Here is a 24118-nt window from a genome sequence, read left to right as displayed (position 1 = left end):
AAGAAATGCCGGGGATTTTCGGCTTGTTTCCCGCCCACTTGCGGAAGCGGGCGGTTCCGCTTAAGCATGAAGGCAAGTTCCGATCGGATTTGCGCGATCGGCGATTGATGAAGTGAGATACGGCCTTGGTGCAGCATAGCCGCCCATCGCCGCAGAGTTCCGGCCCGGTTGGCCGCGTTTCGGGCAAGTCCGCCCGTTCCGGTTCGGGTAATGGGAGCAAGGCTGCGGCCATTACGCCCCCGTCGAAGCAACGGGGCCTTTATCCCTACACGGCGCGTGACCGCCGATCCTATGCGGCAATCGATCTGGGTACCAATAATTGCCGTCTGCTGATCGCCAAGCCGTCAGCGGACGGGTTCATCGTGGTTGATGCCTTTTCCCGGATCGTGCGTCTGGGCGAAGGGCTGGCGGCCACCGGGCGGATCAGCGATGCGGCGATCGACCGGGCCATCGCCGCGCTGTCGGTCTGTGCCGACAAGCTGCGGCGGCGCCATGTGACGCTGGCGCGGTCGGTCGCGACCGAGGCCTGTCGGCGGGCGAGCAATGGCGCCGAGTTCATCCAGCGCGTCTATCGCGAGACCGGGATCGCGCTCGACATCATCAGCGCGCAGGAAGAGGCGCGGCTGGCGGTGCTGGGGTGCCATGCGCTGCTGGAAGAGGGCAATGGCCCGGCGCTGATCTTCGATATTGGCGGTGGATCAACCGAACTGGTGCTGGTCGATTCCCATTGCGACGGTGCGCCGCGCATCGTCGATTGGGTGAGCGCGCCCTGGGGTGTGGTGTCGCTGACCGAGAGTGAATTGTTCGACCATGCCAATCCGGCCGAGCGGCTGGCCGCCTATGGCCGGATGCGCGCGCGCGTGGCCGAGGCGTTCGCGCCGCTCGCCCGGCGCCTGCCGCAGGGCGAAGCGGGCATCAGGCTGTTGGGCACGTCGGGCACGGTGACGACTTTGGCCAGCCTGCACCTTGACCTGCCGCGCTATGACAGGCAGGCGATCGATGGGTTGATCGTGCCGAGCAGTTCGATGCGCGCGATTTCCGAACGGCTGTCGACCATGGCGCTGGCGGATCGGCAACGATTGCCCTGCATCGGCACGGAGCGCGCCGACCTGGTGGTCGCGGGCTGTGCCATTTTGGAATCGATCCTCGACATCTGGCCGGCCGAGCGACTGGGCGTCGCCGACCGCGGCATTCGCGAGGGCATATTGCGCGGCCTGATGGACCGCCATGGAGCAACGACGTGAGGGGTTCTGGCGCAGGCAAGGTGCGGGTGAAATCCGCCAAGGGGCGCACCGCGCAGTCGGTGCGCTGGCTGGAGCGGCACCTGAACGACCCCTATGTCCACAAGGCCAAGCAGGAAGGCTGGCGCAGCCGTGCCGCCTTCAAGCTGATCGAGCTGGACGAGAAATTCCATTTCGTGAAGGGATCGCGCGCGGTCGTCGACCTGGGCGTGGCGCCGGGCGGCTGGGCGCAGGTGATCCGCAAGATGGCGCCCAAGGCGGCGGTGGTCGGCATCGACCTGCTGCCGGTCGATCCGATTCCCGGCGTCACCCTGTTCGAAATGGATTTCATGGACGACAAGGCGCCCGACCTGCTGCGCGAAGCGCTGGGGCAGGAGCCGGATCTGGTGATTTCCGACATGGCGGCCAACACCGTCGGCCATGCCCAGACCGATCATCTGCGCACCATGGGGCTGGTCGAGGCCGCGGCGGATTTCGCCGTGCAGAATCTGCGCAAGGGCGGCACCTTCGTCGCCAAGGTCTTTGCCGGCGGCACCGATGCGGAGCTGTTGGCGGTGCTCAAGAAGCATTTCACCACGATCAAGCATGCCAAGCCGCCGGCGAGCCGCAAGGGCAGCGTCGAATGGTATGTCGTGGCGCAGGGATTCAAGGGACGGCCGGACGCGCAGGAATAACGGGGACAAGCGATCGGCCGCCTTCACGGGGGAAGAAGGGGGCGGGGCCTTTGGTAGCGACGGTTTCGACGGTGGCCTATCTGGGCCTGGAAGCGCGCACGGTCGAAGTGCAGTGCCAGCTTGTTCCGGGATTGCCGGCCTTCATCGTCGTTGGTCTGCCCGACAAGGCGGTGGCCGAAAGCCGCGAGCGGGTGCGCAATGCGATCGCCGCGATCGGCCTGTCGCTGCCGCCCAAGCGGATCACCGTCAATCTTTCCCCCGCCGACCTGCCCAAGGAAGGATCGCATTTCGACCTGCCGATCGCGATCGCGCTGCTGGGCGCGATGGGGGTGATCGATGCCGAGACGCTGGCAGGCTATATCGTCGTCGGCGAACTGGGGCTGGACGGGCGCACCGCGCCGTCGCCCGGCGTGTTGCTAGCGGCGCTGCATGCCGGCGAACAGGATCTGGGTCTGGTCTGTCCGGCCGCACAGGGGAGCGAGGCCGCCTGGGCGGGGCAGGTGGAGGTCGTGGCGACACCCGATCTCCTCAGCCTGCTCAATCATTTCAAGGGCACGGCGGCATTGTCGCCGCCCCAGCCCGGCGCGGTCGAGCCGCCGATGCGGGCCGCTGACCTGCGCCAGGTGAAGGGGCAGGAAAGCGCCAAGCGCGCGCTGGAGATCGCGGCGGCAGGCGGCCATAATTTGTTGATGGTCGGGCCGCCTGGGGCGGGCAAGTCGCTGATGGCGAGCTGCCTGCCTGGCATATTGCCCGAACTGACGCCGACCGAGGCGCTGGAAACATCGATGGTCGCCAGTGTCGCCGGCACGCTGGAGGGCGGACGGATCAGCCGCGCCCGGCCGTTCCGCAATCCGCACCATAGCGCGTCGATGGCGGCTTTGGTCGGCGGCGGCCTGAAGGCGCGGCCGGGCGAGGTCAGCATGGCCCATCTGGGGGTGCTGTTCCTGGATGAACTGCCGGAGTTTCAGCGGGTGGTGCTGGATTCGCTGCGCCAGCCGCTGGAGAGCGGCGAGGTCAGCGTGGCGCGGGCCAACGCCCATGTCACCTTCCCGGCGCGGGTGCAGTTGATCGCGGCGATGAATCCCTGTCGCTGTGGCCATCTGTCCGATCCGGCGCTGGCCTGTTCCCGCGCACCGCGCTGCGCCAGCGATTATCAGGCGAAGGTGTCCGGACCGCTGCTCGATCGCATCGACCTGCATGTCGAGGTGCAGGCGGTGACGGCGGCCGACCTGGTGCTGCCGCCGCCGGCCGAGGGATCGGCGGAGGTGGCCGCGCGCGTCGCGGCGGCGCGCACGCTACAGACCCGGCGCTATGCCGGCAGCAAGGTGCGGACCAATGCGGAGGTGGATGGCGAGCGGCTGGAGGATGTGGCCGGGCCGGATGAGGCGGGGCGGCAATTACTGGCGCAGGCCGCCGCCGCGATGAAGCTGTCGGCGCGCGGCTATACGCGGGTGTTGCGGGTGGCGCGGACGATCGCCGACCTGGCCGGTGCGGAGCAGGTCGGCCGGGTGCATGTGGCCGAGGCGCTGAGCTACCGGCGGCGCGCGCCGGTCAATTGAGCACTTAGGCTGCGCTGTCGCTGGTGATGAGCTTGAGGTCGCCGGCCGCGACCGGGCCATTATCCTTGTGGGCAAAGCGGCCTTCGACCCGGCTACCGGCTTCGATCGTGATCCGTTCATAGGTCACGTTGCCGGTGATGCGGGCGGTGCTTTCGACCACCAGTTCCTCGGCGCTGATCGACCCGTCGACCAAGCCGGCAAGGCGCGCGCTCTGCGCCGTGACATGGCCGATGATGCGGCTGTCGGGGCCCTGGACCAGCGCGGCGCAGCGAATGTCGCCATCGATCACGCCATCGACATGCAGGTCTACGGTCGCGGCGAGATTGCCGGTGATCGTCACGTCGCTGCCGATCAGCGAGAAGGGGGTGTGCTTAGCCCCGGTTGCCGACATCGGCGAGACGGGCCGTGGCGATTTGCTGGACTTGGAGAACATCTTTGCGGGCCTCGAGGAAACGGCGGGGATTGATGGGATCGCCGTTGACGCGCACCTCGAAATGAAGATGCGTGCCGGTCGAGCGGCCGGTGGAGCCCATGCGGGCGATCTGGTCACCGCGCGCGACCTGCTGGCCGACACGGGCGTTGAAGCCGGACAGGTGGGCGTAGCGGGTCATGATGCCATTGCCATGGGTGACTTCCACGACATTGCCGTATCCGCTGCGCTGGCCGACATAGCTGACCTTGCCGGGGGCGGCGGCCAGGATCGGCTGGCCATAGCGGCCGGGAAAGTCGAGCCCGGCATGGAAGGCGGCGTGACCGTTGAACGGGTCGCGGCGATAGCCATAGGAGCTGCTGAGCATCGGCGTGCCGGTCGGCTGGCCCGAGGGAATGCGCAGCAGGCTGGTTTCCAGAAATTCCATGCGGGAAAGCGCGGTGGCGAGCTTTTCCAGCTCGGCCGGCATCGCATCCTCGTCGCCATGCCAGGGCACGAACGGGCCACCCTGGGCGCGGGCCGCATTGCGGGCGAGCGCGTCGGGATTGAGGCCGAAGCTGCGGATTGCGGCGGCGGCCTTTTGCGTGCGGGCTTCCACGGCGCTGGTCAGCAGGGCGGCGAAGCGGCGCTGGCGGGCATCGACCTGCATCAGCGGTGCGGCTTCGGGCGCCATGCTGATCTTGGCGTCGAGCTTGCCCTGGCCGCCCTTTTCGGTGGCGGCGTCCGCCTTGCCGACCGGGGCATTGGCTGCGGCATCGCCAGACTCGCCGAAATGGGTCTTGTAGAGATCGTCGATGAAATCCTGGCGCGCTTCCAGGTCATGGGCGAGGTCGTTCACCGACTTGCGATAGCCGTCGACCTTGCGTGCCTTGCTGGCCACGGCCGCGCCCTTGGCATCCAGCATCGCGCGGTCATGGGCGACGGCGGCGCTGCTGGCGAGCATCGATACGGTAACCGCGCCCCAGCCGACCAGGCCGGTCGACAGGATGCCGAGGGCCATGAGCTGGGCGCGCTTGGAAATGCGGATGAACTTTACCTGGCCGCCCGAGCGCAGGAAGATTTCCCGCTCCGGGCACAAGGCACTGAGCCTGGCCCAGAGGGTGGCGACCCCCTTCTTCTTGCGCTGCGACAATTGCGACCCCGTAACTATTTATTTCGGTGAGTCGGGCCGGTAGCAAAAGAAGATCGGACGCGCGAATCCACAGCCGCGGACTCGTGACGAGTCGAAGCTAAACCGGGACGAAATGATCTTCATCCCATTTGGTTCCCTGGCTTTGAAAATATTTTTCGCGATCCGCTTCAGCTTCGACGGGCGAAGCGGGAGGGCTCAAGAAAGCTGGGTAATTGCGATGCCGGAACGGCAGCGCTCCAATAATAGCCCTGGCCATAATGGCAACCACCTGATCGCAAATATTCCAGTTGTTCAATCGTTTCGACGCCTTCGGCCACGGTCTTCACGCCCAGGCTGTAGGCGAGGTTGAGCACAGTGCGCACGATTGCGGCATCATCCGGGTCGGTTTCCAGGTCGCGCACGAAGCCCTTGTCGATCTTGATGACGTCGATCGGAAACTGCTTGAGGTGGGACAGCGAGGCGTAGCCGGTGCCGAAATCGTCGAGGGCGATGGCCATGCCCGCCTGGCTGAGGCGCTGAAGATTGCTTTCCACCACATCGACATTGCGGCCGAGGAAGACGGATTCGGTGACTTCCAGCTCGATCCGGCGCGGTTCGACATCGGCATGGGCGAGGCGGGCGAGCAACCGGTCGGGGAAGGCGCGGTCATGCAGTTCGACGCCGGGGACGTTGACCGCGACATGGCCGAAATCGATGCCGGCGCTGATCCAGGCCCGGCAATCGGCCAGCACCTGGTCGATCATCCGCTCGGTGATCTTGCGGCCCAGTTCGGGATGTTCGAAGGCGGCCAATATCTGGTCGGGCATCATCAGGGTGCCGTCCGGGCGGACGCAGCGCAGTAGCGCCTCGAAGCCGATGACGCGGCCATCCTGCAGGTCGACCTTGGGCTGATACCAGGGCACGGGCTGGGCATGGGCCAAGGCGTCGCGTGCCCGTTCCAGCATCCGCGCCTCGGTCTGCCAGCTTTCCAGCAGGCCGGGCTCGAACAGGCAGGCGCGCCCGCGCCCGCTATTCTTCGCCTCATACAGCGCGATGTCGGCGTGCTTCATCAGGTCGATCATGTCGCCGGCATGGTCGGGATAAAGCGCGACGCCCATGCTGACGCGGCAATCAATGTCCCGCCCGCCATGGCGCAGCGGCATGTGCAGGCGCGCGATCATGCGGCTGAGGATGGTGTCGAGGTCGGCCAGGCCGCGCAGGCGGGTGAGGATGACGGCGAACTCGTCGCCGCCCATGCGGGCGATCATGTCGGCGGGGCGTACCGAGTCGCGCAGCCGTTCCGCCACGGCGCACAGAAGGGCGTCGCCGGCGTCATGGCCGGCGCTGTCGTTGATCCGCTTGAATTCGTCGACGTCGATCAGCACGACTGCCATCTGGCCGCCGGATCGTTCGGTCGACTGGGCCGCCTGCATCAGGCTGGCCATGAAATGGGAACGATTGGCGAGGCCGGTCAGGGCGTCGGTCATCGCCAGATGGGCAAGATGGCGTTCGGCCTGCTTGCGGTCGGTGATGTCGACGATGCTGGCAAGGATGCATTGTTCGCCGGCGAGCAGGATCGGGCGGGCGCCCAGCAGGACATCGCGGATGATGCCTTCGTCATTGGCGAGGCAGCATTCGTCATTGTCGATGCTGTCACCCCGCGTCAGCCGGTCAAGCAGGCGCAGCGGCGGGGCATGGTCGACGATCAGCGCCAGCCGGGCGACATCGTCCGCGGTGCCCAGATTGCGTGTGGCCGAATCGTTCATGCGGAGGACCGTGCCGTCGTCGCGGATGACGATCAGCGGCAGCGGCACGGTCATGAACAGTCGTTCGAGCGCTTCGCCATTGGCGGCGAGGGCGACGCGGGCGGCCTGCGCGTCCTGGCTGGCGGTCCATTCCAGCCGCTGCAGCCGGTTGGTGCGGGCGATCGCGATCCACATGCCGCAATGAAGCATCAGCACCGCCATGATCATGCCGGGCATGGTCGGCGATAGAGGGGCGGGGGCCAGATAGCCGATCAGCAGGGCGACGCCGCAGCCCAGGCCGCCGCCGACATTTCCCCGGAAGCTGGTCGGCACCACCAGGTAGAAGACGAGCGGCAGCATCACCAGAACGAAGATGGCGATGTCGCTGCGCGAGGAGACGAGGAAGGCGACGCCGATGGCGGTGATGCATTGCCAGACGAAACAGATGCGTTCGACCGCCTTGAAACTGTGCATGTAGCGGCACAGGCCCAGGCTGACGAGCGACCAGAACACCACGACCAGTCGGGCGGGCACCGCGACCCAGAAATGGGGCGTGCCGGCAAAGCGCCAGTCGCTCAGCAGGAAGAGGGTGTTGAGCAGCGCCGACAAGGCGAAGAGCAGATGGGCGTGGCGCCGCGATTCGGGCAGTCGATCGGCCTGGAAGGCGGCCTCCCGTTCCGGGCTGTGGAATTCGCCGCTAATGCGGGACAGTGCAATCACGACTGGTCCATCTGGATATGGGGGCTGCGGGGAAAGATCCCATAATCTGCAGCATGTTAGCAAAATGATAAAATGTCATTCACTATGTGGCGCGCGCATCTCCGTGCGCCTTCGGGCGCCGTGCTTGACCCTTCCGTCCCCCGTCGCTATAGGGCCGCTGCCCCGCGCTATGCGTCTGGAAGACTCGTTTTCCCGCCGCTTTCCGGGGCAAGCACTAGAGCTGAACATTATCGGCTGTCCCTGCGGCTCCGGGCGGATCTTGTCCGTCGGGGGCCTTTGCCGTTCGGAATTTTCGTGATTCCGGCCGGTCAGGAACGCAGGTGGCGTCCGGTAAAGTAACTGAAAAGGTGAAGGGCTTCATGCCAACAATCAACCAGCTGGTCCGCAAGGGCCGCGAACTGCAGAAGACCAAGTCCAAGGTCCCTGCGATGGATGCGAACCCGCAGAAGCGTGGCGTTTGCACCCGTGTCTACACGACGACCCCGAAGAAGCCGAACTCGGCTCTCCGTAAGGTGGCGAAGGTGCGTCTGGTCAACCAGCGCGAAGTCATCACCTACATCCCGGGTGAAGGCCACAACCTCCAGGAACACAGCGTCGTGCTGATCCGTGGCGGCCGTGTGCGAGATCTTCCGGGCGTGCGCTATCACGTTCTTCGCGGCGTTCTGGATACCCAGGGCGTCAAGGATCGCAAGCAGAGCCGTTCGAAGTACGGCGCCAAGCGTCCGAAGTAAGGGGAGAACAGTAATATGTCACGTCGTCGTCGCCCCGAAAAGCGCGTTATCCTGCCGGATCCCAAGTTCGGTGATATCGTGCTGTCGAAGTTCATGAACAGCATCATGCAGGACGGCAAGAAGGCCGTCGCCGAGTCCATCGTTTACGGTGCGCTCGACACTGTCGAAGCGAAGTCCAAGAAGGACCCGATCGGCATGTTCCATGACGCGCTGAACAATGTGAAGCCCGGCATCGAAGTCCGCAGCCGCCGCGTCGGCGGTGCGACCTACCAGGTCCCCGTCGAAGTGCGCCCCGAGCGCGCCCAGGCGCTGGCGATCCGCTGGCTGATCACGGCTTCGCGCAACCGCAGCGAAACCACCATGGCTGCCCGTCTGTCGGGTGAGCTGCTGGACGCTGCCAACAACCGCGGCAATGCCGTCAAGAAGCGCGAAGATACGCACCGCATGGCGGAAGCGAACCGCGCCTTCTCGCACTACCGCTGGTAACAGCAGGGCGGGCGCTTATGTGCCCGCCTTGTTATTTGGTTTCCAAAATCGGTCCGTTCGCCGTGGGTGGCTACCCATGGCGAACGGATTGGTTTAGGGGCCACGCGCAGAATTAACGAATCCCCAACCGCCGGCGCGCCGGCAACGGAGAAGCATCATGGCCCGCAGCCATCCGCTCGAACGCTATCGCAATTTCGGTATCATGGCGCATATCGACGCCGGCAAGACCACCACGACCGAGCGTATCCTTTACTACACCGGCAAGTCCTACAAGATCGGCGAAGTCCATGACGGCGCCGCGACCATGGACTGGATGGAGCAGGAGCAGGAGCGTGGTATCACCATCACCTCGGCTGCAACGACCTGCATCTGGAACGACCACCGCCTGAACATCATCGACACCCCTGGCCACGTCGACTTCACCATCGAAGTCGAACGCTCGCTGCGCGTGCTCGACGGTGCGGTTGCCGCGTTCGACGGCGTTGCCGGCGTTGAGCCGCAGTCGGAAACCGTGTGGCGCCAGGCGGACAAGTACAAGGTTCCGCGGATGTGCTTCATCAACAAGCTCGACCGCACCGGTGCCGACTTCTATTATTGCGTGCAGACGATCATCGACCGTCTGGGCGCGACCCCGGCCGTCCTGTATCTGCCCATCGGCGCAGAGTCGGACTTCAAGGGCCTGGTCGACCTGGTCGAGAACCGCGCGATCATCTGGAAGGATGAGAGCCTGGGCGCCGAATTCTACTATGAAGAAATTCCGGCCGACCTCGCCGACAAGGCTGCCGAATATCGCGAAAAGCTGATCGAACTTGCCGTCGAGCAGGACGATGCCGCGATGGAAGCCTATCTGGAAGGCAATCTGCCCGACACCGCGACCCTCAAGAAGCTGATCCGCAAGGGTACGCTGGGTCACGCCTTCGTGCCGGTGCTGTGCGGTTCGGCGTTCAAGAACAAGGGCGTTCAGCCGCTGCTCGACGCCGTCGTCGACTATCTGCCGAGCCCGCTCGACATCGAAGACGTCCAGGGCGTCAAGATGGACGGCGAAACCCCCGACAGCCGTCCGACCTCGGACGACGCACCCTTCTCGGGCCTGGCGTTCAAGATCATGAACGATCCGTTCGTCGGCTCGCTGACCTTCCTGCGCATCTATTCGGGCACCCTGACCAAGGGCACCTACCTGAACTCGGTGAAGGACAAGAAGGAAAAGATCGGCCGTATGCTCCTCATGCATGCGAACAGCCGTGAAGACATCGACACCGCCTATGCCGGCGACATCGTCGCGCTGGCCGGCATGAAGGAAACCACCACTGGTGATACGCTGTGCGCCGAGCGCCAGCCGATCATCCTGGAGCGGATGGAATTCCCCGAGCCGGTCATCGAACTGTCGGTGGAACCCAAGACCAAGGCCGACCAGGAAAAGATGGGCGTTGCCCTCAACCGCCTGGCCGCCGAAGATCCCTCGTTCCGCGTCTCGACCGATCACGAATCGGGCCAGACCATCATCAAGGGCATGGGCGAACTTCACCTCGAAATCCTGGTCGACCGCATGAAGCGCGAGTTCAAGGTCGAGGCGAATGTCGGTGCGCCGCAGGTGGCCTATCGCGAATATCTCAAGAAGGCCGTCGACGTCGACTACACCCACAAGAAGCAGTCGGGCGGTACCGGTCAGTTCGGCCGTATCAAGGTCAAGTTGACCCCCGGCGAGCGTGGTTCGGGCTTCGTCTTCAAGGACGAGATCAAGGGCGGTAACATTCCCAAGGAATATATCCCCGCGATCGAAAAGGGCATGCGCGAAACCGCTGCCACCGGTTCGCTGATCGGCTTCCCGATCATCGACTTCGAAGTGCTGCTCTATGACGGTGCGTACCATGACGTCGACTCGTCGGCGCTGGCGTTCGAAATCACCGGCCGCGCCGCGATGCGCGAAGCGGCGCAGAAGTCGGGCATCACCCTGCTCGAGCCGGTCATGAAGGTCGAAGTCGTGACCCCGGAAGAATATCTGGGCGACGTCATCGGCGACATGAACAGCCGTCGTGGCCAGATCCAGGGCACCGATACGCGCGGCAACGCGCAGGTGGTCGAGGCGATGGTCCCGCTGGCCAACATGTTCGGCTATGTGAACTCGCTGCGTTCCTTCACCCAGGGCCGCGCGAACTACTCGATGATCTTCTCGCACTATGACGAAGTGCCGCAGAATGTTGCGGACGAAGTCAAGGCGAAGATGGCCTGACGAGTTTCCCTGTCCGGGCCGTGCAATCGGCTCGGATAGGGGCTGGTAATCTGTGAATATGCTGCTATGGACGCGCCTTCGCGAGGCGCGGCCGAGCGGTCAGACCCAAGCTGATTTTGATTAGAAGGTAGGATAAAATGGCTAAGGCTAAGTTTGAGCGGAATAAGCCGCACTGCAACATCGGCACCATCGGTCACGTTGACCATGGTAAGACCTCGCTGACCGCGGCGATCACCAAGGTTCTCGCCGAAACCGGCGGTGCGACCTTCACCTCGTACGACAACATCGACAAGGCTCCCGAAGAGCGCGAGCGCGGCATCACCATCTCGACCGCCCACGTCGAGTATGAGACCGAAGCCCGTCACTATGCGCACGTCGATTGCCCGGGTCACGCTGACTACGTCAAGAACATGATCACCGGTGCGGCCCAGATGGACGGCGCGATCCTGGTCGTTTCGGCCACCGACGGCCCGATGCCGCAGACCCGTGAGCACATCCTGCTCGCCAAGCAGGTCGGCGTGCCGCAGTTGGTCGTGTTCATGAACAAGGTCGACCTGGTCGACGACGCCGAAATCCTCGAGCTGGTCGAGCTGGAAATCCGCGAGCTGCTGAGCTCGTACGACTTCGACGGCGACAACATCCCCGTCATCGCCGGTTCGGCTGTTGCTGCCCTGCAGGACAAGACCCCGGAAATCGGCCACGACGCCGTTCTGAAGCTGATGGCTGCCGTCGACAGCTGGATCCCGCAGCCCGACCGTCCGGTCGACAAGCCCTTCCTGATGCCGATCGAAGACGTGTTCTCGATCTCGGGTCGTGGTACCGTCGTGACCGGCCGCGTCGAAACCGGCATCGTCAAGGTTGGTGAAGAAGTCGAAATCGTCGGCATCAAGCCCACCAAGAAGACCACCGTCACCGGCGTCGAAATGTTCCGCAAGCTGCTCGACCAGGGCCAGGCCGGCGACAACATCGGTGCGCTGATCCGTGGCGTGGGCCGTGAAGAAGTTGAGCGTGGTCAGGTTCTGGCCAAGCCCGGCTCGGTCACCCCGCACACCGAATTCGACGCCGAAGTCTACGTGCTGTCGAAGGAAGAAGGCGGCCGTCACACCCCGTTCTTCGCGAACTATCGTCCGCAGTTCTACTTCCGCACCACCGACGTGACCGGCGAAGTGATCCTCCCCGAGGGCACCGAGATGGTCATGCCTGGCGACAACGTGAAGCTCGGCGTCAAGCTGATCGCTCCGATCGCCATGGACTCGGGTCTGCGCTTCGCAATCCGTGAAGGCGGTCGTACCGTCGGCGCAGGGGTTGTCGGCACGATCTCGAAGTAATATAGGACCGCAGCGGCGCGAATCGCCCGATTCGCGCCGCTGAAGTTTTTTACCCGCCCCGGATCGCCTTTCTCCGGCTCGAATGAGCTAGAAGGGCAAAACGGGGCGGATATTTTTTTGTTGGCGTGTTTTTGTAAATCAACGGCTGCTCCGGCTGATTCATGAAAATGCGCTGGTTATTGGCTCTTTCGCATCGGTACAGGAACAATGGACAGCAACATCCGCATTCGCCTTAAGGCGTTCGATCATCGCGTGCTCGATCAGGCGACCGGCGACATCGCCGAAACCGCCCGCCGCACCGGCGCCCTCATTCGCGGTCCGATTCCTCTTCCGACGCGCATCGAAAAGTTCACGGTCAACCGTGGTCCGCACATCGACAAGAAGTCGCGCGAGCAGTTCGAAGTCCGCACCTACAAGCGTATGCTTGACATTGTGCAGCCGACGCCGCAGACGGTCGACGCGCTGATGAAGCTGGACCTGGCTGCCGGCGTGAACGTCGAAATCAAGCTGGCCTAAGGTCGGCAAGTCCCCGCCTTCCGCAAGGTAGGCGGGGTATCGGGTATTCTGTTCCTCTTCTCTGGAGAGGCGGAAGCTCAAACGACACAAGGGATACCGCACGGCCCGCCGGTGAACCGGTCAAGGCGCGTGGTCCTGGTCCCCCGTCGCCTTTCCCGAGAGGGATCGGCATCCAACCCGGACGGGGTGATCTATACATTGGGTTGGGCCGCGAAGCAGAGATGCTGAGCGGTTTTTTCGTTGGATACGCCCGCTGCTATGGCGGGCCTCTATGGGAGTAATCAGTGATGCGCACTGGCGTGATCGCTAAGAAAGTCGGGATGACCCGCCTGTTCCAGGACGATGGACGTCATGTCCCCGTCACGGTCCTCAGCCTTGAGGGTGCGCAGGTCGTCGCACGTAAGGAAGTCGAGCGCGACGGTTATGTCGCCCTTCAGCTGGGCGCTGGCGTTGCCAAGGCCAAGAATGTCGCCAAGCCGCAGCGCGGTCACTTCGCCAAGGCGGAAGTTGAACCCAAGGCGCGTCTGGTCGAATTCCGCGTCGCCGAGGATGCGCTCCTCGACGTCGGCGCCGAAATCGCCGCTGACCACTTCGTCGCTGGCCAGCTGGTCGACGTTGCCGGTCACACCCAGGGTAAGGGCTTTGCCGGTGCTATGAAGCGCTGGGGCTTCGGCGGTATGCGCGCCACCCACGGCGTGTCGATCAGCCACCGTGCGCATGGTTCGACCGGTAACCGTCAGGATCCGGGCCGCGTCTTCAAGAACAAGAAGATGGCCGGTCACATGGGTGATCGTGAGCGGACCCAGCAGAATCTCGAGATCGTCCGCACGGACGTCGAGCGTGGTCTGCTGTTCGTCAAGGGTTCGGTTCCGGGCGCCAAGGGCACCTGGCTGACCGTCAGCGACGCCGTGAAGGTTCCCCGTCACGCCGACGCGCCCTATCCCGCCAGCCTGAAGCAGGCTGCAAACAGCAATGCCGCGCCGGCCGAGACGCCCGCGGAAGCGGCCGCTCCCGAAGCGACCGAAGGCCAGGAGGGCTAAACCATGAAGGTCAATGTACAGACCCTCGACGCCGCAGCTGCCGGTGAGCTGGAGCTCAACGATGCCGTTTTCGGCCTCGAGCCCCGCGCCGACATTCTGCACCGCGTCGTCACCTGGCAGCTCGAAAAGCGTCGTGGCACTGCCCGCGGCACGCGCGAGCGTTCGGATGTCGCCCGCACCGGCAAGAAGTTCGGTCGCCAGAAGGGCGGCGGTACCGCTCGTCACGGCGATCGCCGCGCTCCCGTCTTCATCGGCGGTGGTAAGGCTCACGGTGCCCGCGTTCGCGACTTCAACCCCTCGCTGAACAAGAAGGTTCGCGCGCTGGGTCTGAAGATGGCGCTGTCGTCGAAGGTCAAGGATGGTTCGCTGATCATTCTCGACAATCTCGACGTTGCCGAAGGCAAGACCAAGGCGCTGGTCGCCAACCTGGCCAAGCTGAACCTGAACAAGGTTCTGTTCATCGACGGCGACGCCGTGAACGTCAGCTTCGCCAAGGCTTCGGCCAACATCGTCGGCGTCAACCTGCTGCCGGCCGTTGGTGCCAACGTCTACGACATCCTGAAGGCCGACTCGCTGGTGCTCACCCGCGCCGCGGTCGAAAAGCTGGAGGCCCGTTTCAATGGCTAAGAAAGAAGCCGCGACCGTGGACAACCGTCACTTCGACGTCGTTGTCGCGCCGGTCATCACCGAGAAGTCGACCCTTCTCTCGGAAAACAACGCCGTTGTTTTCCAGGTCGCCAACGACGCATCGAAGCCTGAAATCAAGGCTGCCGTCGAGGCGCTGTTCGGCGTGACCGTCAAGGCGGTCAACACGCTGGTGCAGAAGGGCAAGGTCAAGCGCTGGAAGGGCAAGCCCTACAAGCGCAACGACGTGAAGAAGGCGATCGTCACGCTGGCCGAAGGTCAGTCCATCGACGTCACCACCGGTATTTGAGGCGAGATAGATGGCACTCAAGCACTATAATCCGACGAGCCCGGCCCAGCGCGGCCTGATCCTCGTCGACAAGTCGAGCCTGCACAAGGGCAAGCCCGTCAAGGCGCTGACCGAAGGCAAGCGCAAGACCGGTGGTCGTAACAACAAGGGCCATGTCACTTCGCGTGGTATCGGTGGCGGTCACAAGCAGCGCTATCGTATCATCGACTTCAAGCGTCGCCTGTGGGACGTTGAAGGTACGGTCGAGCGTCTGGAATATGACCCCAACCGCACCGCCTTCATCGCGCTGGTGAACTATCCCGACGGCACGCAGGCGTACATCATTGCGCCGCAGCGTCTGGCTCCCGGTGACAAGGTCATCGCGGGCAAGAAGACCGACGTGAAGCCGGGCAATGCGATGGAACTGGGTCAGATGCCGGTCGGCACGATCATCCACAACATCGAGATGAAGCCGGGCAAGGGCGCGCAGCTCTGCCGTTCGGCAGGCACCTATGCCCAGCTGGTCGGTCGCGACCGTGGCATGGTCATGGTGCGTCTGTCGTCGGGTGAGCAGCGCTACATCCGTTCGGACTGCATGGGCACCGTTGGCGCCGTGTCGAACCCCGACAATGGCAACACCAACCTTGCCAAGGCTGGCCGCAACCGTTGGAACGGCATCCGTCCTCTGACGCGCGGTGTTGCGAAGAACCCGGTCGATCACCCGCATGGTGGTGGTGAAGGCCGGACCTCGGGCGGCCGTCACCCGGTCACCCCGTGGGGCAAGCCGACCAAGGGTGCGCGCACCCGTCACAACAAGGCAACGGACAAGTTCATCATCCGTAGCCGCCACGCGAAGAAGAAGAGGTAAGCGAGATGGCTCGTTCCGTCTGGAAAGGTCCGTTCGTGGACCTCAGCCTTCTGAAGAAGGCGGAAGTCGCGCAGGAAAGCAATGGCCGCTCGGGTCCGATCAAGACCTGGTCGCGCCGTTCGACCATCCTGCCGCAGTTCGTTGGCCTGACGTTCAACGTCTATAACGGCCGCAAGCATGTTCCGGTTCTCGTGAACGAGGATATGGTGGGTCACAAGCTGGGCGAATTCGCTCCGACCCGCTTCTTCCCCGGTCACGCTGCCGACAAGAAGGGCAAGCGCTAATGAGCAAGGAAAAGGCTCCCCGTCGCGTCGCCGACAATGAAGCGCTCGCCGTCGGCACGCAGATCCGTGGTTCGGCCCAGAAGCTGAACCTGGTCGCCACGCTGATCCGCGGCCGCAAGGTCGAGGACGCGCTCAACATCCTCGCCTTCTCGAAGAAGGCGATGGCTGTCGACGTGCGCAAGGTGCTGGCTTCGGCCATCGCCAATGCGGAAAACAACCACAATCTGGACGTCGACGCCCTGGTCGTCGCGGAAGCATCGGTGGGCAAGAGCTTCACCCTGAAGCGCTTCCACGCTCGCGGCCGCGGCAAGTCGACCCGGATCCTCAAGCCCTTCAGCCGCGTGCGCATCGTCGTGCGTGAAGCTGGCGAAGAAGCGGAGGCGTAAGCACATGGGTCACAAGAGCAACCCGATCGGTCTGCGTCTGCAGATCAACCGTACCTGGGACAGCCGCTGGTTCGCCGAAGGCGCCGACTATGGTCGCCTGCTGCTGGAAGATCTCAAGATCCGCCAGTACATCATGAAGAACCTGCCGCAGGCCGCGATCTCGAAGGTCGTGATCGAGCGTCCGGCCAAGCTGTGCCGCGTATCGATCTACGCTGCCCGTCCCGGTGTCATCATCGGCAAGAAGGGTGCAGACATCGAAAAGCTTCGCAAGAAGCTGGGTGCCTTTACCTCGTCGGACGTGTCGCTGAACATCGTCGAAATCCGCAAGCCGGAAATCGATTCGAAGCTCGTCGCACAGGGCATCGCCGACCAGCTGGAACGCCGCGTTGCCTTCCGTCGCGCCATGAAGCGTGCGGTGCAGTCGGCTCTCCGTCTGGGCGCCGAAGGCATCAAGATCACCTGCGGCGGCCGTCTGGGCGGCGCGGAGATCGCGCGTGTCGAATGGTATCGTGAAGGCCGCGTTCCGCTGCACACCCTGCGTGCGAACGTCGACTATGCCGAAGCCACGGCGCACACCGCCTATGGCGTTTGCGGCATCAAGGTCTGGATCTTCAAGGGCGAGATCCTCGGCCATGATCCGATGGCTACCGACCGGCTGATGCTGGAGGCTCAGACCTCCGGCGTGCGCCCGGCGCGCTGAGAATAAGAAGGTAATAGCGTCATGCTGCAACCGAAGAAGATGAAGTTCCGCAAGACCTTCAAGGGTCGGATCAAGGGCGATGCGAAGGGCGGCACTGCGCTGAACTTCGGCGCCTATGGTCTCAAGGCTCTGGAGCCCGAGCGGATCACCGCGCGCCAGATCGAAGCGGCTCGCCGCGCGATCCAGCGCCACCTGCGCCGTCAGGGTCGTCTGTGGATCCGCGTGTTCCCCGACGTTCCGGTCACCAAGAAGCCGGCTGAAGTCCGCCAGGGCAAGGGCAAGGGTTCGGTCGAATATTGGGCGGCTCGCGTCGCTCCCGGCCGTATCCTGTTCGAACTGGACGGCGTTCCCGGTCCGCTCGCAGCAGAGGCCTTCTCGCGCGCCGCGATGAAGCTGCCCATCAAGACGAAGGTCGTTGCCCGCCTCGGCGACACCTCGCACCTGGAGGGTTAAGCTGTGGCCAACGTTGCAGACCTCAAGACCAAGTCGGACGACGAGCTGTCGACCGAGCTGAACAACCTGAAGCGCGAGCAGTTCAATCTGCGTTTCCAGGCGGCCACCAACCAGCTGGAAAAGCCCAGCCGCGTTCGTGAAGTCCGTCGTTCGATCGCGCAGATCAAGACCCTGCAGACCGAGCGTTCGCGCTCGGCCGCGAAGTAAAGGAAACACACGATGCCCAAGCGCGTGCTGACGGGAACGGTGGTTTCCGACAAGACCGACAAGACGGTGGTGGTTCGCGTGGAGCGCAAGGTTAAGCATGCGCTCTACGGCAAGATCATCCGCCGGTCGAAGAAGTACCATGCCCATGACGAGGGCAATGTCTACAAGGAAGGCGAAACGGTCCGTATCGAAGAGACCGCTCCGATTTCCAAGCTCAAGACCTGGAAGGTCATCGAGCGTGTGGACACCCACAAGTCGCCGGAATCGGCGGCCTAAGGGCAGTCACCGACTCTAGAGTCGAAAAAGTTCGGACGCGGGGCTGGCCTTTTCCTTCGGGAGGAGGTACAGGCCCGCGCTTCGTGCATTTCGATTCACCGGGTCGACTCACGAAATTCGGAACCGCCGGGATAGTCCCGGTAGGCCAAATAAGAAGGAACCGGATCCATGATCCAGATGCAATCCAATCTTGACGTCGCGGACAACAGCGGCGCCAAGCGCGTCCAGTGCATCAAGGTGCTGGGCGGCTCGAAGCGGCGTTTCGCCGGCGTGGGCGACATCATTGTCGTCTCCGTCAAGGAAGCTGCTCCGCGCGGTAAGGTGAAGAAGGGTGACGTGCATCGTGCCGTCATCGTGCGCACCGCCAAGGACGTGCGTCGCGCTGATGGCAGCGTGATTCGCTTCGACGGCAATGCCGCTGTGCTTATCAACAAGAACGAGGAGCCGATCGGCACCCGTATCTTTGGCCCGGTCGTTCGCGAACTGCGCGCCAAGAAGCACATGAAGATCATCTCGCTCGCTCCCGAGGTGCTGTAATGAGCGCTGCTAAGATCAAGAAGGGCGACAAGGTCGTCGTCCTGGCTGGCAAGGACAAGGGCCGTACCGGCGCCGTCCTCCAGGTGATGCCCAAGGACGACAAGGTCCTGGTCGAAGGCATCAACGTGCATGCGAAGCATCGCAAGCCCGACCAGTCGAACCCGCAGGGTGGCATCGACCGCAAGCCGGCCCCGATGCACATTTCGAACGTCGCTGTCGCCGACAAGGATGGCAAGCCGACCCGCGTCCGTTTCGAGGACCGCGACGGCAAGAAGGTCCGCGTCGCCGTCAAGTCCGGTGAGGTGCTGTAATGGCCGACAAGTATATTCCGCGCTCGAAGTCGATCTACGACGACGCCATCGTGAAGGCGATGGTCGAGAAGTTCGGCTACAAGAATGTGATGGAAATCCCGAAGATCGAAAAGATCGTGCTCAACATGGGCGTCGGTGAAGCCACGCAGGACAAGAAGAAGGTCACTTCGGCCGCCGAGGAAATGGAACTGATCGCCGGCCAGAAGCCGGTCATCACCAAGGCGAAGAAGTCGATCGCGCAGTTCAAGCTGCGTGAAGGCATGCCGATCGGTGCCAAGGTCACGCTGCGCCGCGAGCGCATGTATGAATTCCTTGATCGCCTGATCAACATTGCCCTGCCGCGCGTGCGCGACTTCCGTGGTCTCAACCCGAAGAGCTTCGACGGCCGTGGCAACTATGCCTTCGGCATCAAGGAGCAGATCATCTTCCCCGAGATCAACTATGACCGCATCGACAAGGTGCGTGGCATGGACATCATCGTGACCACCACGGCGAAGACTGACGACGAAGCGCGCGAACTGCTGCGCCTCTTCGGCTTCCCCTTCCCGATTGAAGAGAAGCAGGCGGCCTAACAGGCCCCGCTTCTCTCCCAACGCTTAAGCTAAGGAAGAGAACTTAAGTCATGGCGAAACTGAGTTCGATCAACAAGAACGAGCGCCGCAAGAAGCTGGTGAAGAAGTATGCCGGCCGCTATGCGAAGCTCAAGGCGATCGCAGCCGATACCGCTCTCGACGACACCGAGCGTCTGATTGCGCGTCTGAAGATGGCGGAAGTCCCCCGCAACGGCAACCCGACCCGCATTCGCAACCGCTGCGAACTGACGGGCCGCCCGCGCGCTTACTACCGCAAATTCCGTCTCTGCCGCGTGCAGCTGCGTGATCTGGCCAACAAGGGCCTGATCCCCGGCGTCACCAAGTCGAGCTGGTAAGGATCATTTGAGATGGCATTGACCGATCCCCTGGGTGATATGCTCACCCGCATCCGTAACGGGCAGCAGGCGAAGAAGGACAGCGTTGTGTCCCCCGCCAGCAAGCTCCGTGCCCGCGTGCTCGACGTGCTGCAGCGCGAAGGCTATATCCGTGGTTATTCCGAGGAAACCCTCGGCAATCACCCCGGCCTGCGCATCGAGCTGAAGTATTTCGAGGGCCAGCCTGCGATCAAGCATGTTGCCCGCGTGTCCAAGCCTGGTCGCCGCGTCTATTCCGGTTCCAAGGAACTGCCGGTGATCCGCAACGGCCTGGGCATCACCATTGTCTCGACGCCCAAGGGTGTTCTGTCCGACGCCGAAGCGCGTGAACAGAATGTCGGCGGCGAAGTGCTGGCGGAGGTGTTCTGATGAGCCGCACTGGCAAGAAGCCGGTCACCGTGCCTGCGGGCGTGACCGCGTCGATCGCTGACGGTCAGCTGTCGGTGAAGGGGCCCAAGGGCACCCTCGCCATGCCGCTGGCCGACGAAGTGACCTACACCGTCGAAGAAGGCAGCATCGCTGTAAAGCCCGCCAACAACGGCAAGCGCGCGCGCGCTTTCTGGGGCATGCAGCGTACCCTGATCCAGAACCTGATCACCGGCGTGACCCAGGGCTTCTCGAAGAAGCTGCTGATCACCGGTGTCGGCTACCGTGCGAACTCGCAGGGCAAGACCCTGAAGTTGCAGCTCGGCTACAGCCACGACGTCGATTTCGAGATTCCGGAAGGCATCGAGATCAAGACCCCGGATAACACCACGGTCGAGATCAGCGGCATCGACAAGCAGCAGGTAGGCCAGGTCGCCGCCGAGATCCGCCGCTGGCGCAAGCCCGAACCCTATAAGGGCAAGGGTATCAAGTACGCCGGCGAATTCATCTTCCGCAAGGAAGGGAAGAAGAAGTAAGATGGCTAAGCTTTCCCTCTTCGCGCGGCGTCGTCGCCGCGTTCGCACCGCGCTCAAGGCTGTTTCGGGCACCCGCCCGCGCCTCAGCGTCCATCGTTCGGGCCGTCACATCTACGCCCAGATCATCGACGACGTCGCCGGTACCACCGTCGCCGCCGCTTCGACCCTGGACAAGGATGTTGGCTCGAAGGCTCTGGGCAAGACCGGCGCCTCTTCCGAAGCCGCTGCCGATGTCGGCAAGCGCGTCGCTGCCGCTGCTACGGCGGCCGGCGTCACCAAGGTCGTGTTCGACCGCGGTGGCTTCCTGTTCCATGGCCGCGTCAAGGCGCTGGCCGATGCCGCCCGTGAAGGCGGGCTGGAGTTCTGATCATGGCTGACGAAAACACCAACGAAGTCGTCGCGCCCGTCGAGGGTGCCGAGGCTCAGACCGAAGGTCGTGGTCCCGGCCGTGGCCGTGGCCGTGGCGGTGACCGCAACCGTGGCGAGCGTGGCGGCCGTGGCCGTCGCGACGACCGCCGTGGCGGCAACCGTGACGAGGAACAGGGCGAAGAGCTGATCGAGAAGCTGGTTCACATCAACCGCGTCTCGAAGACCGTCAAGGGCGGTAAGCGCTTCGGTTTCGCTGCTCTGGTCGTCGTCGGCGACGGCAAGGGCCGCGCCGGTTTCGGTCATGGCAAGGCGCGCGAAGTGCCTGAAGCCATCAGCAAGGCGACCGCTTCGGCCAAGAAGGCCATGGTTCGCGTTCCGCTGAAGGAAGGCCGCACCCTGCACCATGACGGCCTCGGCCACTTCGGTGCTGGCAAGGTGACTGTCCGTTCGGCTCCGGCCGGTACCGGCATCATCGCCGGCGGTCCGATGCGCGCCGTGTTCGAAAGCCTCGGCGTCGCTGACGTCGTGACCAAGTCGAACGGCACCTCGAACCCCTACAACATGATCCGTGCGACCTTCGCGGCGCTGGGCGAGCAGACCAGCCCCAAGTCGGTGGCGCAGCGTCGTGGCAAGAAGGTCGCTGACCTTCTGCGTCGCGGTGGTGCCTCGGCCGAAGTCGCGCAGGCTGACGCCGAAGCGATTGCGGAGTAACTGACATGGCGAAGATCAAGATCAAGCAGATCGGTTCGCCGATCCGTCGCCCCGAAAGCCAGAAGAAGATTCTGATCGGCCTGGGCCTTGGCAAGATGCATCGCGTGGTCGAGCTGGAAGACACGGCGGAAGTCCGCGGTGCCATCAAGAAGCTCCCCCACATGGTGGAAGTGGTCGAGGGCTAAGCCCTTTCGATCCGACGAAATGAAGCGAAAGAGGGGGAAACCCCTCTTTCGTTTTTTCAGCGGAAGCGCTAACGGGCGCTTCCTTTAGATGATCCCGCACGGGATCGGCGCGACAAAAGCGAAAGCGAGTGCGAACATGAAACTGAACGAAATCAACGACAATGCCGGTGCCCGCAAGGGCCGTATGCGCGTCGGCCGCGGTATCGGCTCGGGCAAGGGCAAGACCGCCGGTCGCGGCCAGAAGGGTGCCAAGGCACGCTCGGGCGTCAGCATCAACGGCTTCGAGGGTGGCCAGATGCCGCTCCACATGCGCATCCCGAAGCGCGGCTTCAACAACATCTTCGCCAACGATTATGCGATCGTGAACCTGGGTGAAGTGCAGGCCGCGATCGACGCCGGCAAGCTGGACGCCGCTGCCGTCATCGACCATGCCGCTCTGAAGGCCGCCAACCTGGCCCGTGGTGGCAAGGATGGCGTCCGAGTCCTGGCCAAGGGCGAACTGACCGCCAAGGTCAGCTTCCTGGTCGCCGGTGCCTCGAAGAGCGCCGTCGAAGCGGTCGCCAAGGCCGGTGGCAAGCTGGACGTGATCGAAGTCGTCCCGGCAGCCGAGAAGGCCAAGGCGAAGAAGGGCACCGCCCTTGCCGCCAAGAAGGCCGCCAAGGCCTAAGTCTCGCCCGAGACTTGCAAGCACGGCCCCGCTGCCCGATATGGGTTGGCGGGGCTATGTGTATCGGGGGGAGCATATGTTCGTCGCAACGGCGGCAACTCCCGTTCGACATGGTCTTCCCGCCCCGCTAAGGGGGTAGCGATTCCGCCACGGAGCCCGATGGCTCCGGCAAGAATGATTTGAAGGGCAGCCACAATGGCATCGAGAGCCGACCAGCTCGCATCCAATCTCAGCCTCGCGAAGTTCAGCCAGGCGACCGACCTCAAGAAGCGCCTTTGGTTCACCCTCGGCGCGCTGATCGTCTTCCGCTTCCTCAGCTTCGTGCCGCTGCCGGGTATCGATCCCACCGCGCTCGCGGCCTGGTCGCAGAAGTCGGCCGGTGGCATCCTCGACATCTTCAACACCTTCTCGGGTGGTGCATTGTCGCGCGCGAGCCTCATCACGCTCGGCATCATGCCCTATATCACCGCGTCCATCGTGGTGCAGTTGGCCGCCTCCCTCTCGCCGCAGCTCGCGGCGATCAAGAAGGAAGGTGAGAGCGGCCGCAAGAAGCTGAACCAATATACCCGCTATGGCACCGTCGGCCTGACCGCCGTGCAGGGCTATGCCGCCGCCGCCAACTGGCAGGCGCAGGGCGTGGTCGTGGACCCCGGCATGCTGTTCGTCGTCTCGGCGATCATCTCGCTGATCGGCGGCACCATGTTCCTGCTGTGGCTGGGTGAGCAGATCACCTCGCGCGGCATCGGCAACGGCACCTCGCTGATCATCATGGCCGGTATCGTCGCACAGCTGCCGGTGACGCTGAGCAACCTGTTCAAGTCGGGCAGCGAAGGCTCGATCTCGGGCCTGGTCATCTTCCTGGTCGTGGTGCTGGGCTTTGGTCTGATTGCCTTCATCTGCTTCATGGAACGGGCGCAGCGCCGGGTGCTGATCCAGTATCCCAAGCGCCAGACGCGCCAGGGGCTGATGCAGGCCGATCGCAGCCATCTGCCGCTGAAGGTCAACACCGCCGGCGTGATCCCGCCGATCTTCGCCAGCTCGCTTCTGCTGCTGCCGCTGACCATCTCGCAGTTCATGGGCGTGAAGGCGGACGATGACAGCCGCTGGAGCAGCATCGTGCTGACGATCAACCAGTATCTGTCGCACGGCAGCCCCTTCTACATGGCTCTTTATGGCCTGGGCATCGTCTTCTTCTGCTTCTTCTACACCGCCGTGGTGTTCAATCCGGAAGAGACGGCCGACAATCTGAAGCGCAATGGCGGCTTCATTCCGGGCATCCGTCCGGGCAAGAATACCGAGAATTATCTCGATTATGTCCTGACCCGGATCACCGTGATCGGTGCCGCCTACCTGGCCTTCATCTGTCTGGTGCCGGAATTTGCCATCGCCCGGGCGGGAATTCCCTTCTACCTTGGTGGGACTAGCCTGCTGATCGTCGTCAATGTTACGGTCGATACCGTGACCCAGATCCAGAGCCATCTGCTTGCCCATCAATATGGGGATCTGATCAAGAAGGCGAAGCTGAAGGGCCGTCTGCGCTAAGGGGGCGCAGACAGGCAAGCGCAAGTACA

General features: G+C 63.6%; 32 protein-coding genes. 29 read left to right on the top strand and 3 right to left on the bottom strand.

The genetic code is table 11. From position 1 onward, the window contains the following. Positions 1 to 125 precede the first annotated feature (125 nt). From BRX37_RS17720 to BRX37_RS17710, 3 genes are read left to right on the top strand one after another with little or no spacing between them, the layout of a single operon-like run. Positions 126 to 1244 carry a Ppx/GppA phosphatase family protein gene (locus BRX37_RS17720; protein ID WP_010337284.1) on the top strand — a complete coding sequence of 373 codons (1119 nt, stop codon included), beginning with the start codon at positions 126 to 128 and terminating at the stop codon, positions 1242 to 1244. Beyond that, entirely contained in the window at positions 1241 to 1915 is a 675-nt protein-coding gene (locus tag BRX37_RS17715) for an RlmE family RNA methyltransferase (protein WP_004208734.1), read from the top strand. The genes BRX37_RS17720 and BRX37_RS17715 overlap by 4 nt, the downstream gene beginning before the upstream one ends. A gap of 50 nt (positions 1916 to 1965) precedes the next feature. Beyond that, complete coding sequence (locus BRX37_RS17710) at positions 1966 to 3474, top strand: YifB family Mg chelatase-like AAA ATPase (RefSeq protein WP_125988498.1); 1509 nt, start codon at positions 1966 to 1968, stop codon at positions 3472 to 3474. A 4-nt stretch (positions 3475 to 3478) separates the two neighbouring features. On the opposite strand, the gene BRX37_RS17705 is transcribed toward BRX37_RS17710, so the two are convergent. The 3 genes from BRX37_RS17705 to BRX37_RS17695 form a co-directional block, all read right to left on the bottom strand. Further along, positions 3479 to 3865 carry a polymer-forming cytoskeletal protein gene (locus BRX37_RS17705; protein WP_206434178.1) on the bottom strand — a complete coding sequence of 129 codons (387 nt, stop codon included), beginning with the start codon at positions 3863 to 3865 and terminating at the stop codon, positions 3479 to 3481. Continuing rightward, the gene (locus BRX37_RS17700; RefSeq protein ID WP_125988494.1) at positions 3846 to 5036 is read right to left on the bottom strand and encodes a M23 family metallopeptidase; all 1191 of its coding nucleotides are present in this window, start codon (positions 5034 to 5036) and stop codon (positions 3846 to 3848) included. Before BRX37_RS17700 ends, BRX37_RS17705 begins: the two co-directional genes overlap by 20 nt. A gap of 167 nt (positions 5037 to 5203) precedes the next feature. Then, on the bottom strand, positions 5204 to 7480 hold the full coding sequence (locus BRX37_RS17695; protein WP_125988493.1) for a putative bifunctional diguanylate cyclase/phosphodiesterase: 2277 nt from the start codon (positions 7478 to 7480) through the stop codon (positions 5204 to 5206). A 359-nt stretch (positions 7481 to 7839) separates the two neighbouring features. On the opposite strand from BRX37_RS17695, the gene rpsL reads away from it, so the two are divergent. The 26 genes from rpsL to secY all read left to right on the top strand — a co-directional run bounded on the left by rpsL (position 7840) and on the right by secY (position 24089). Then, positions 7840 to 8211, top strand: coding sequence for a 30S ribosomal protein S12 (gene rpsL, locus BRX37_RS17690; RefSeq protein WP_004208728.1), 372 nt, complete (start codon positions 7840 to 7842; stop codon positions 8209 to 8211). A 15-nt stretch (positions 8212 to 8226) separates the two neighbouring features. Beyond that, positions 8227 to 8697: a 30S ribosomal protein S7 gene (gene rpsG / locus BRX37_RS17685; protein ID WP_004208727.1), complete on the top strand. Its 471-nt coding sequence runs from the start codon at positions 8227 to 8229 to the stop codon at positions 8695 to 8697. 157 nt (positions 8698 to 8854) lie between these two features. Then, a complete protein-coding gene (fusA, locus tag BRX37_RS17680; RefSeq protein ID WP_004208726.1) occupies positions 8855 to 10927 on the top strand; it encodes an elongation factor G in 2073 nt (690 codons plus the stop codon). 137 nt (positions 10928 to 11064) lie between these two features. Further along, a complete protein-coding gene (gene tuf, locus BRX37_RS17675; RefSeq protein WP_004208725.1) occupies positions 11065 to 12255 on the top strand; it encodes an elongation factor Tu in 1191 nt (396 codons plus the stop codon). A gap of 207 nt (positions 12256 to 12462) precedes the next feature. Continuing rightward, on the top strand, positions 12463 to 12771 hold the full coding sequence (rpsJ, locus tag BRX37_RS17670) for a 30S ribosomal protein S10 (protein WP_004208724.1): 309 nt from the start codon (positions 12463 to 12465) through the stop codon (positions 12769 to 12771). A gap of 287 nt (positions 12772 to 13058) precedes the next feature. After that, positions 13059 to 13811 (top strand): 50S ribosomal protein L3, encoded by a 753-nt coding sequence (gene rplC / locus BRX37_RS17665; protein ID WP_125988533.1) that lies wholly within the window; start codon positions 13059 to 13061, stop codon positions 13809 to 13811. Between the two features lie 3 nt (positions 13812 to 13814). After that, positions 13815 to 14438, top strand: a complete 624-nt coding sequence (gene rplD / locus BRX37_RS17660; protein WP_004208722.1) for a 50S ribosomal protein L4 — start codon at positions 13815 to 13817, stop codon at positions 14436 to 14438. Further along, complete coding sequence (locus tag BRX37_RS17655) at positions 14431 to 14745, top strand: 50S ribosomal protein L23 (protein ID WP_004208721.1); 315 nt, start codon at positions 14431 to 14433, stop codon at positions 14743 to 14745. The genes rplD and BRX37_RS17655 overlap by 8 nt, the downstream gene beginning before the upstream one ends. Positions 14746 to 14755: 10 nt before the next feature. Then, on the top strand, positions 14756 to 15592 hold the full coding sequence (rplB, locus tag BRX37_RS17650) for a 50S ribosomal protein L2 (protein ID WP_004208720.1): 837 nt from the start codon (positions 14756 to 14758) through the stop codon (positions 15590 to 15592). 5 nt (positions 15593 to 15597) lie between these two features. Beyond that, positions 15598 to 15876, top strand: coding sequence for a 30S ribosomal protein S19 (gene rpsS / locus BRX37_RS17645; protein ID WP_004208718.1), 279 nt, complete (start codon positions 15598 to 15600; stop codon positions 15874 to 15876). After that, on the top strand, positions 15876 to 16262 hold the full coding sequence (rplV, locus tag BRX37_RS17640) for a 50S ribosomal protein L22 (protein ID WP_004208717.1): 387 nt from the start codon (positions 15876 to 15878) through the stop codon (positions 16260 to 16262). Before rpsS ends, rplV begins: the two co-directional genes overlap by 1 nt. 4 nt (positions 16263 to 16266) lie before the next feature. Then, positions 16267 to 16962: a 30S ribosomal protein S3 gene (rpsC, locus tag BRX37_RS17635; RefSeq protein ID WP_004208716.1), complete on the top strand. Its 696-nt coding sequence runs from the start codon at positions 16267 to 16269 to the stop codon at positions 16960 to 16962. A gap of 21 nt (positions 16963 to 16983) precedes the next feature. Continuing rightward, positions 16984 to 17415: a 50S ribosomal protein L16 gene (gene rplP, locus BRX37_RS17630; protein ID WP_004208715.1), complete on the top strand. Its 432-nt coding sequence runs from the start codon at positions 16984 to 16986 to the stop codon at positions 17413 to 17415. A gap of 3 nt (positions 17416 to 17418) precedes the next feature. Then, positions 17419 to 17622, top strand: coding sequence for a 50S ribosomal protein L29 (rpmC, locus tag BRX37_RS17625; protein WP_004208714.1), 204 nt, complete (start codon positions 17419 to 17421; stop codon positions 17620 to 17622). A 12-nt stretch (positions 17623 to 17634) separates the two neighbouring features. Then, positions 17635 to 17898 (top strand): 30S ribosomal protein S17, encoded by a 264-nt coding sequence (rpsQ, locus tag BRX37_RS17620; RefSeq protein WP_004208713.1) that lies wholly within the window; start codon positions 17635 to 17637, stop codon positions 17896 to 17898. 168 nt (positions 17899 to 18066) lie between these two features. After that, on the top strand, positions 18067 to 18435 hold the full coding sequence (gene rplN / locus BRX37_RS17615; RefSeq protein ID WP_004208712.1) for a 50S ribosomal protein L14: 369 nt from the start codon (positions 18067 to 18069) through the stop codon (positions 18433 to 18435). Continuing rightward, positions 18435 to 18746 (top strand): 50S ribosomal protein L24, encoded by a 312-nt coding sequence (gene rplX / locus BRX37_RS17610; RefSeq protein ID WP_004208710.1) that lies wholly within the window; start codon positions 18435 to 18437, stop codon positions 18744 to 18746. The genes rplN and rplX overlap by 1 nt, the downstream gene beginning before the upstream one ends. Continuing rightward, the gene (gene rplE, locus BRX37_RS17605) at positions 18746 to 19318 is read left to right on the top strand and encodes a 50S ribosomal protein L5 (RefSeq protein ID WP_010337292.1); all 573 of its coding nucleotides are present in this window, start codon (positions 18746 to 18748) and stop codon (positions 19316 to 19318) included. Before rplX ends, rplE begins: the two co-directional genes overlap by 1 nt. A gap of 50 nt (positions 19319 to 19368) precedes the next feature. Beyond that, positions 19369 to 19674, top strand: coding sequence for a 30S ribosomal protein S14 (gene rpsN / locus BRX37_RS17600; RefSeq protein ID WP_004208708.1), 306 nt, complete (start codon positions 19369 to 19371; stop codon positions 19672 to 19674). 12 nt (positions 19675 to 19686) lie between these two features. Continuing rightward, entirely contained in the window at positions 19687 to 20082 is a 396-nt protein-coding gene (rpsH, locus tag BRX37_RS17595; RefSeq protein ID WP_004208707.1) for a 30S ribosomal protein S8, read from the top strand. Beyond that, positions 20082 to 20615 (top strand): 50S ribosomal protein L6, encoded by a 534-nt coding sequence (gene rplF, locus BRX37_RS17590; protein WP_004208706.1) that lies wholly within the window; start codon positions 20082 to 20084, stop codon positions 20613 to 20615. The genes rpsH and rplF overlap by 1 nt, the downstream gene beginning before the upstream one ends. 1 nt (position 20616) lies before the next feature. Beyond that, positions 20617 to 20982: a 50S ribosomal protein L18 gene (rplR, locus tag BRX37_RS17585; RefSeq protein WP_004208705.1), complete on the top strand. Its 366-nt coding sequence runs from the start codon at positions 20617 to 20619 to the stop codon at positions 20980 to 20982. Between the two features lie 2 nt (positions 20983 to 20984). Continuing rightward, positions 20985 to 21695 carry a 30S ribosomal protein S5 gene (gene rpsE / locus BRX37_RS17580; protein WP_004208704.1) on the top strand — a complete coding sequence of 237 codons (711 nt, stop codon included), beginning with the start codon at positions 20985 to 20987 and terminating at the stop codon, positions 21693 to 21695. A gap of 5 nt (positions 21696 to 21700) precedes the next feature. Then, positions 21701 to 21880: a 50S ribosomal protein L30 gene (gene rpmD, locus BRX37_RS17575; protein WP_010337294.1), complete on the top strand. Its 180-nt coding sequence runs from the start codon at positions 21701 to 21703 to the stop codon at positions 21878 to 21880. Between the two features lie 136 nt (positions 21881 to 22016). Continuing rightward, entirely contained in the window at positions 22017 to 22547 is a 531-nt protein-coding gene (gene rplO / locus BRX37_RS17570) for a 50S ribosomal protein L15 (RefSeq protein WP_004208702.1), read from the top strand. Positions 22548 to 22742: 195 nt separating this feature from the next. Further along, positions 22743 to 24089 (top strand): preprotein translocase subunit SecY, encoded by a 1347-nt coding sequence (gene secY / locus BRX37_RS17565; RefSeq protein WP_125988488.1) that lies wholly within the window; start codon positions 22743 to 22745, stop codon positions 24087 to 24089. Positions 24090 to 24118: the final 29 nt, after the last annotated feature.

The sequence above is a fragment of the Sphingomonas sp. S-NIH.Pt3_0716 genome (genome assembly GCF_003950715.1).
Lineage (GTDB): Bacteria > Pseudomonadota > Alphaproteobacteria > Sphingomonadales > Sphingomonadaceae > Sphingobium > Sphingobium yanoikuyae_A.
The sequence above is the reverse complement of the archived record's forward strand: the minus strand, read 5'-3'. Positions and strand labels throughout refer to the sequence as shown.

Bases quoted from the DNA above. Each gene is read 5' to 3' on its own strand.
- rplX (WP_004208710.1), top strand. From the start codon at position 18,435: ATGAGCGCTGCTAAGATCAAGAAGGGCGACAAGGTCGTCGTCCTGGCT.
- rplF (WP_004208706.1), top strand. From the start codon at position 20,082: ATGAGCCGCACTGGCAAGAAGCCGGTCACCGTGCCTGCGGGCGTGACC.
- rpmD (WP_010337294.1), top strand. From the start codon at position 21,701: ATGGCGAAGATCAAGATCAAGCAGATCGGTTCGCCGATCCGTCGCCCC.
- tuf (WP_004208725.1), top strand. From the start codon at position 11,065: ATGGCTAAGGCTAAGTTTGAGCGGAATAAGCCGCACTGCAACATCGGC.
- rpsJ (WP_004208724.1), top strand. From the start codon at position 12,463: ATGGACAGCAACATCCGCATTCGCCTTAAGGCGTTCGATCATCGCGTG.
- rplV (WP_004208717.1), top strand. From the start codon at position 15,876: ATGAGCAAGGAAAAGGCTCCCCGTCGCGTCGCCGACAATGAAGCGCTC.
- rplR (WP_004208705.1), top strand. From the start codon at position 20,617: ATGGCTAAGCTTTCCCTCTTCGCGCGGCGTCGTCGCCGCGTTCGCACC.
- BRX37_RS17655 (WP_004208721.1), top strand. From the start codon at position 14,431: ATGGCTAAGAAAGAAGCCGCGACCGTGGACAACCGTCACTTCGACGTC.
- rplO (WP_004208702.1), top strand. From the start codon at position 22,017: ATGAAACTGAACGAAATCAACGACAATGCCGGTGCCCGCAAGGGCCGT.
- rpsG (WP_004208727.1), top strand. From the start codon at position 8,227: ATGTCACGTCGTCGTCGCCCCGAAAAGCGCGTTATCCTGCCGGATCCC.
- rplC (WP_125988533.1), top strand. From the start codon at position 13,059: ATGCGCACTGGCGTGATCGCTAAGAAAGTCGGGATGACCCGCCTGTTC.
- rplP (WP_004208715.1), top strand. From the start codon at position 16,984: ATGCTGCAACCGAAGAAGATGAAGTTCCGCAAGACCTTCAAGGGTCGG.
- rpsS (WP_004208718.1), top strand. From the start codon at position 15,598: ATGGCTCGTTCCGTCTGGAAAGGTCCGTTCGTGGACCTCAGCCTTCTG.
- rpsH (WP_004208707.1), top strand. From the start codon at position 19,687: ATGGCATTGACCGATCCCCTGGGTGATATGCTCACCCGCATCCGTAAC.
- rpsN (WP_004208708.1), top strand. From the start codon at position 19,369: ATGGCGAAACTGAGTTCGATCAACAAGAACGAGCGCCGCAAGAAGCTG.
- rplB (WP_004208720.1), top strand. From the start codon at position 14,756: ATGGCACTCAAGCACTATAATCCGACGAGCCCGGCCCAGCGCGGCCTG.
- rplN (WP_004208712.1), top strand. From the start codon at position 18,067: ATGATCCAGATGCAATCCAATCTTGACGTCGCGGACAACAGCGGCGCC.
- rplE (WP_010337292.1), top strand. From the start codon at position 18,746: ATGGCCGACAAGTATATTCCGCGCTCGAAGTCGATCTACGACGACGCC.
- rpsL (WP_004208728.1), top strand. From the start codon at position 7,840: ATGCCAACAATCAACCAGCTGGTCCGCAAGGGCCGCGAACTGCAGAAG.
- BRX37_RS17705 (WP_206434178.1), bottom strand. From the start codon at position 3,865: ATGTCGGCAACCGGGGCTAAGCACACCCCCTTCTCGCTGATCGGCAGC.
- rpsC (WP_004208716.1), top strand. From the start codon at position 16,267: ATGGGTCACAAGAGCAACCCGATCGGTCTGCGTCTGCAGATCAACCGT.
- secY (WP_125988488.1), top strand. From the start codon at position 22,743: ATGGCATCGAGAGCCGACCAGCTCGCATCCAATCTCAGCCTCGCGAAG.
- rpsE (WP_004208704.1), top strand. From the start codon at position 20,985: ATGGCTGACGAAAACACCAACGAAGTCGTCGCGCCCGTCGAGGGTGCC.
- fusA (WP_004208726.1), top strand. From the start codon at position 8,855: ATGGCCCGCAGCCATCCGCTCGAACGCTATCGCAATTTCGGTATCATG.
- rplD (WP_004208722.1), top strand. From the start codon at position 13,815: ATGAAGGTCAATGTACAGACCCTCGACGCCGCAGCTGCCGGTGAGCTG.
- rpsQ (WP_004208713.1), top strand. From the start codon at position 17,635: ATGCCCAAGCGCGTGCTGACGGGAACGGTGGTTTCCGACAAGACCGAC.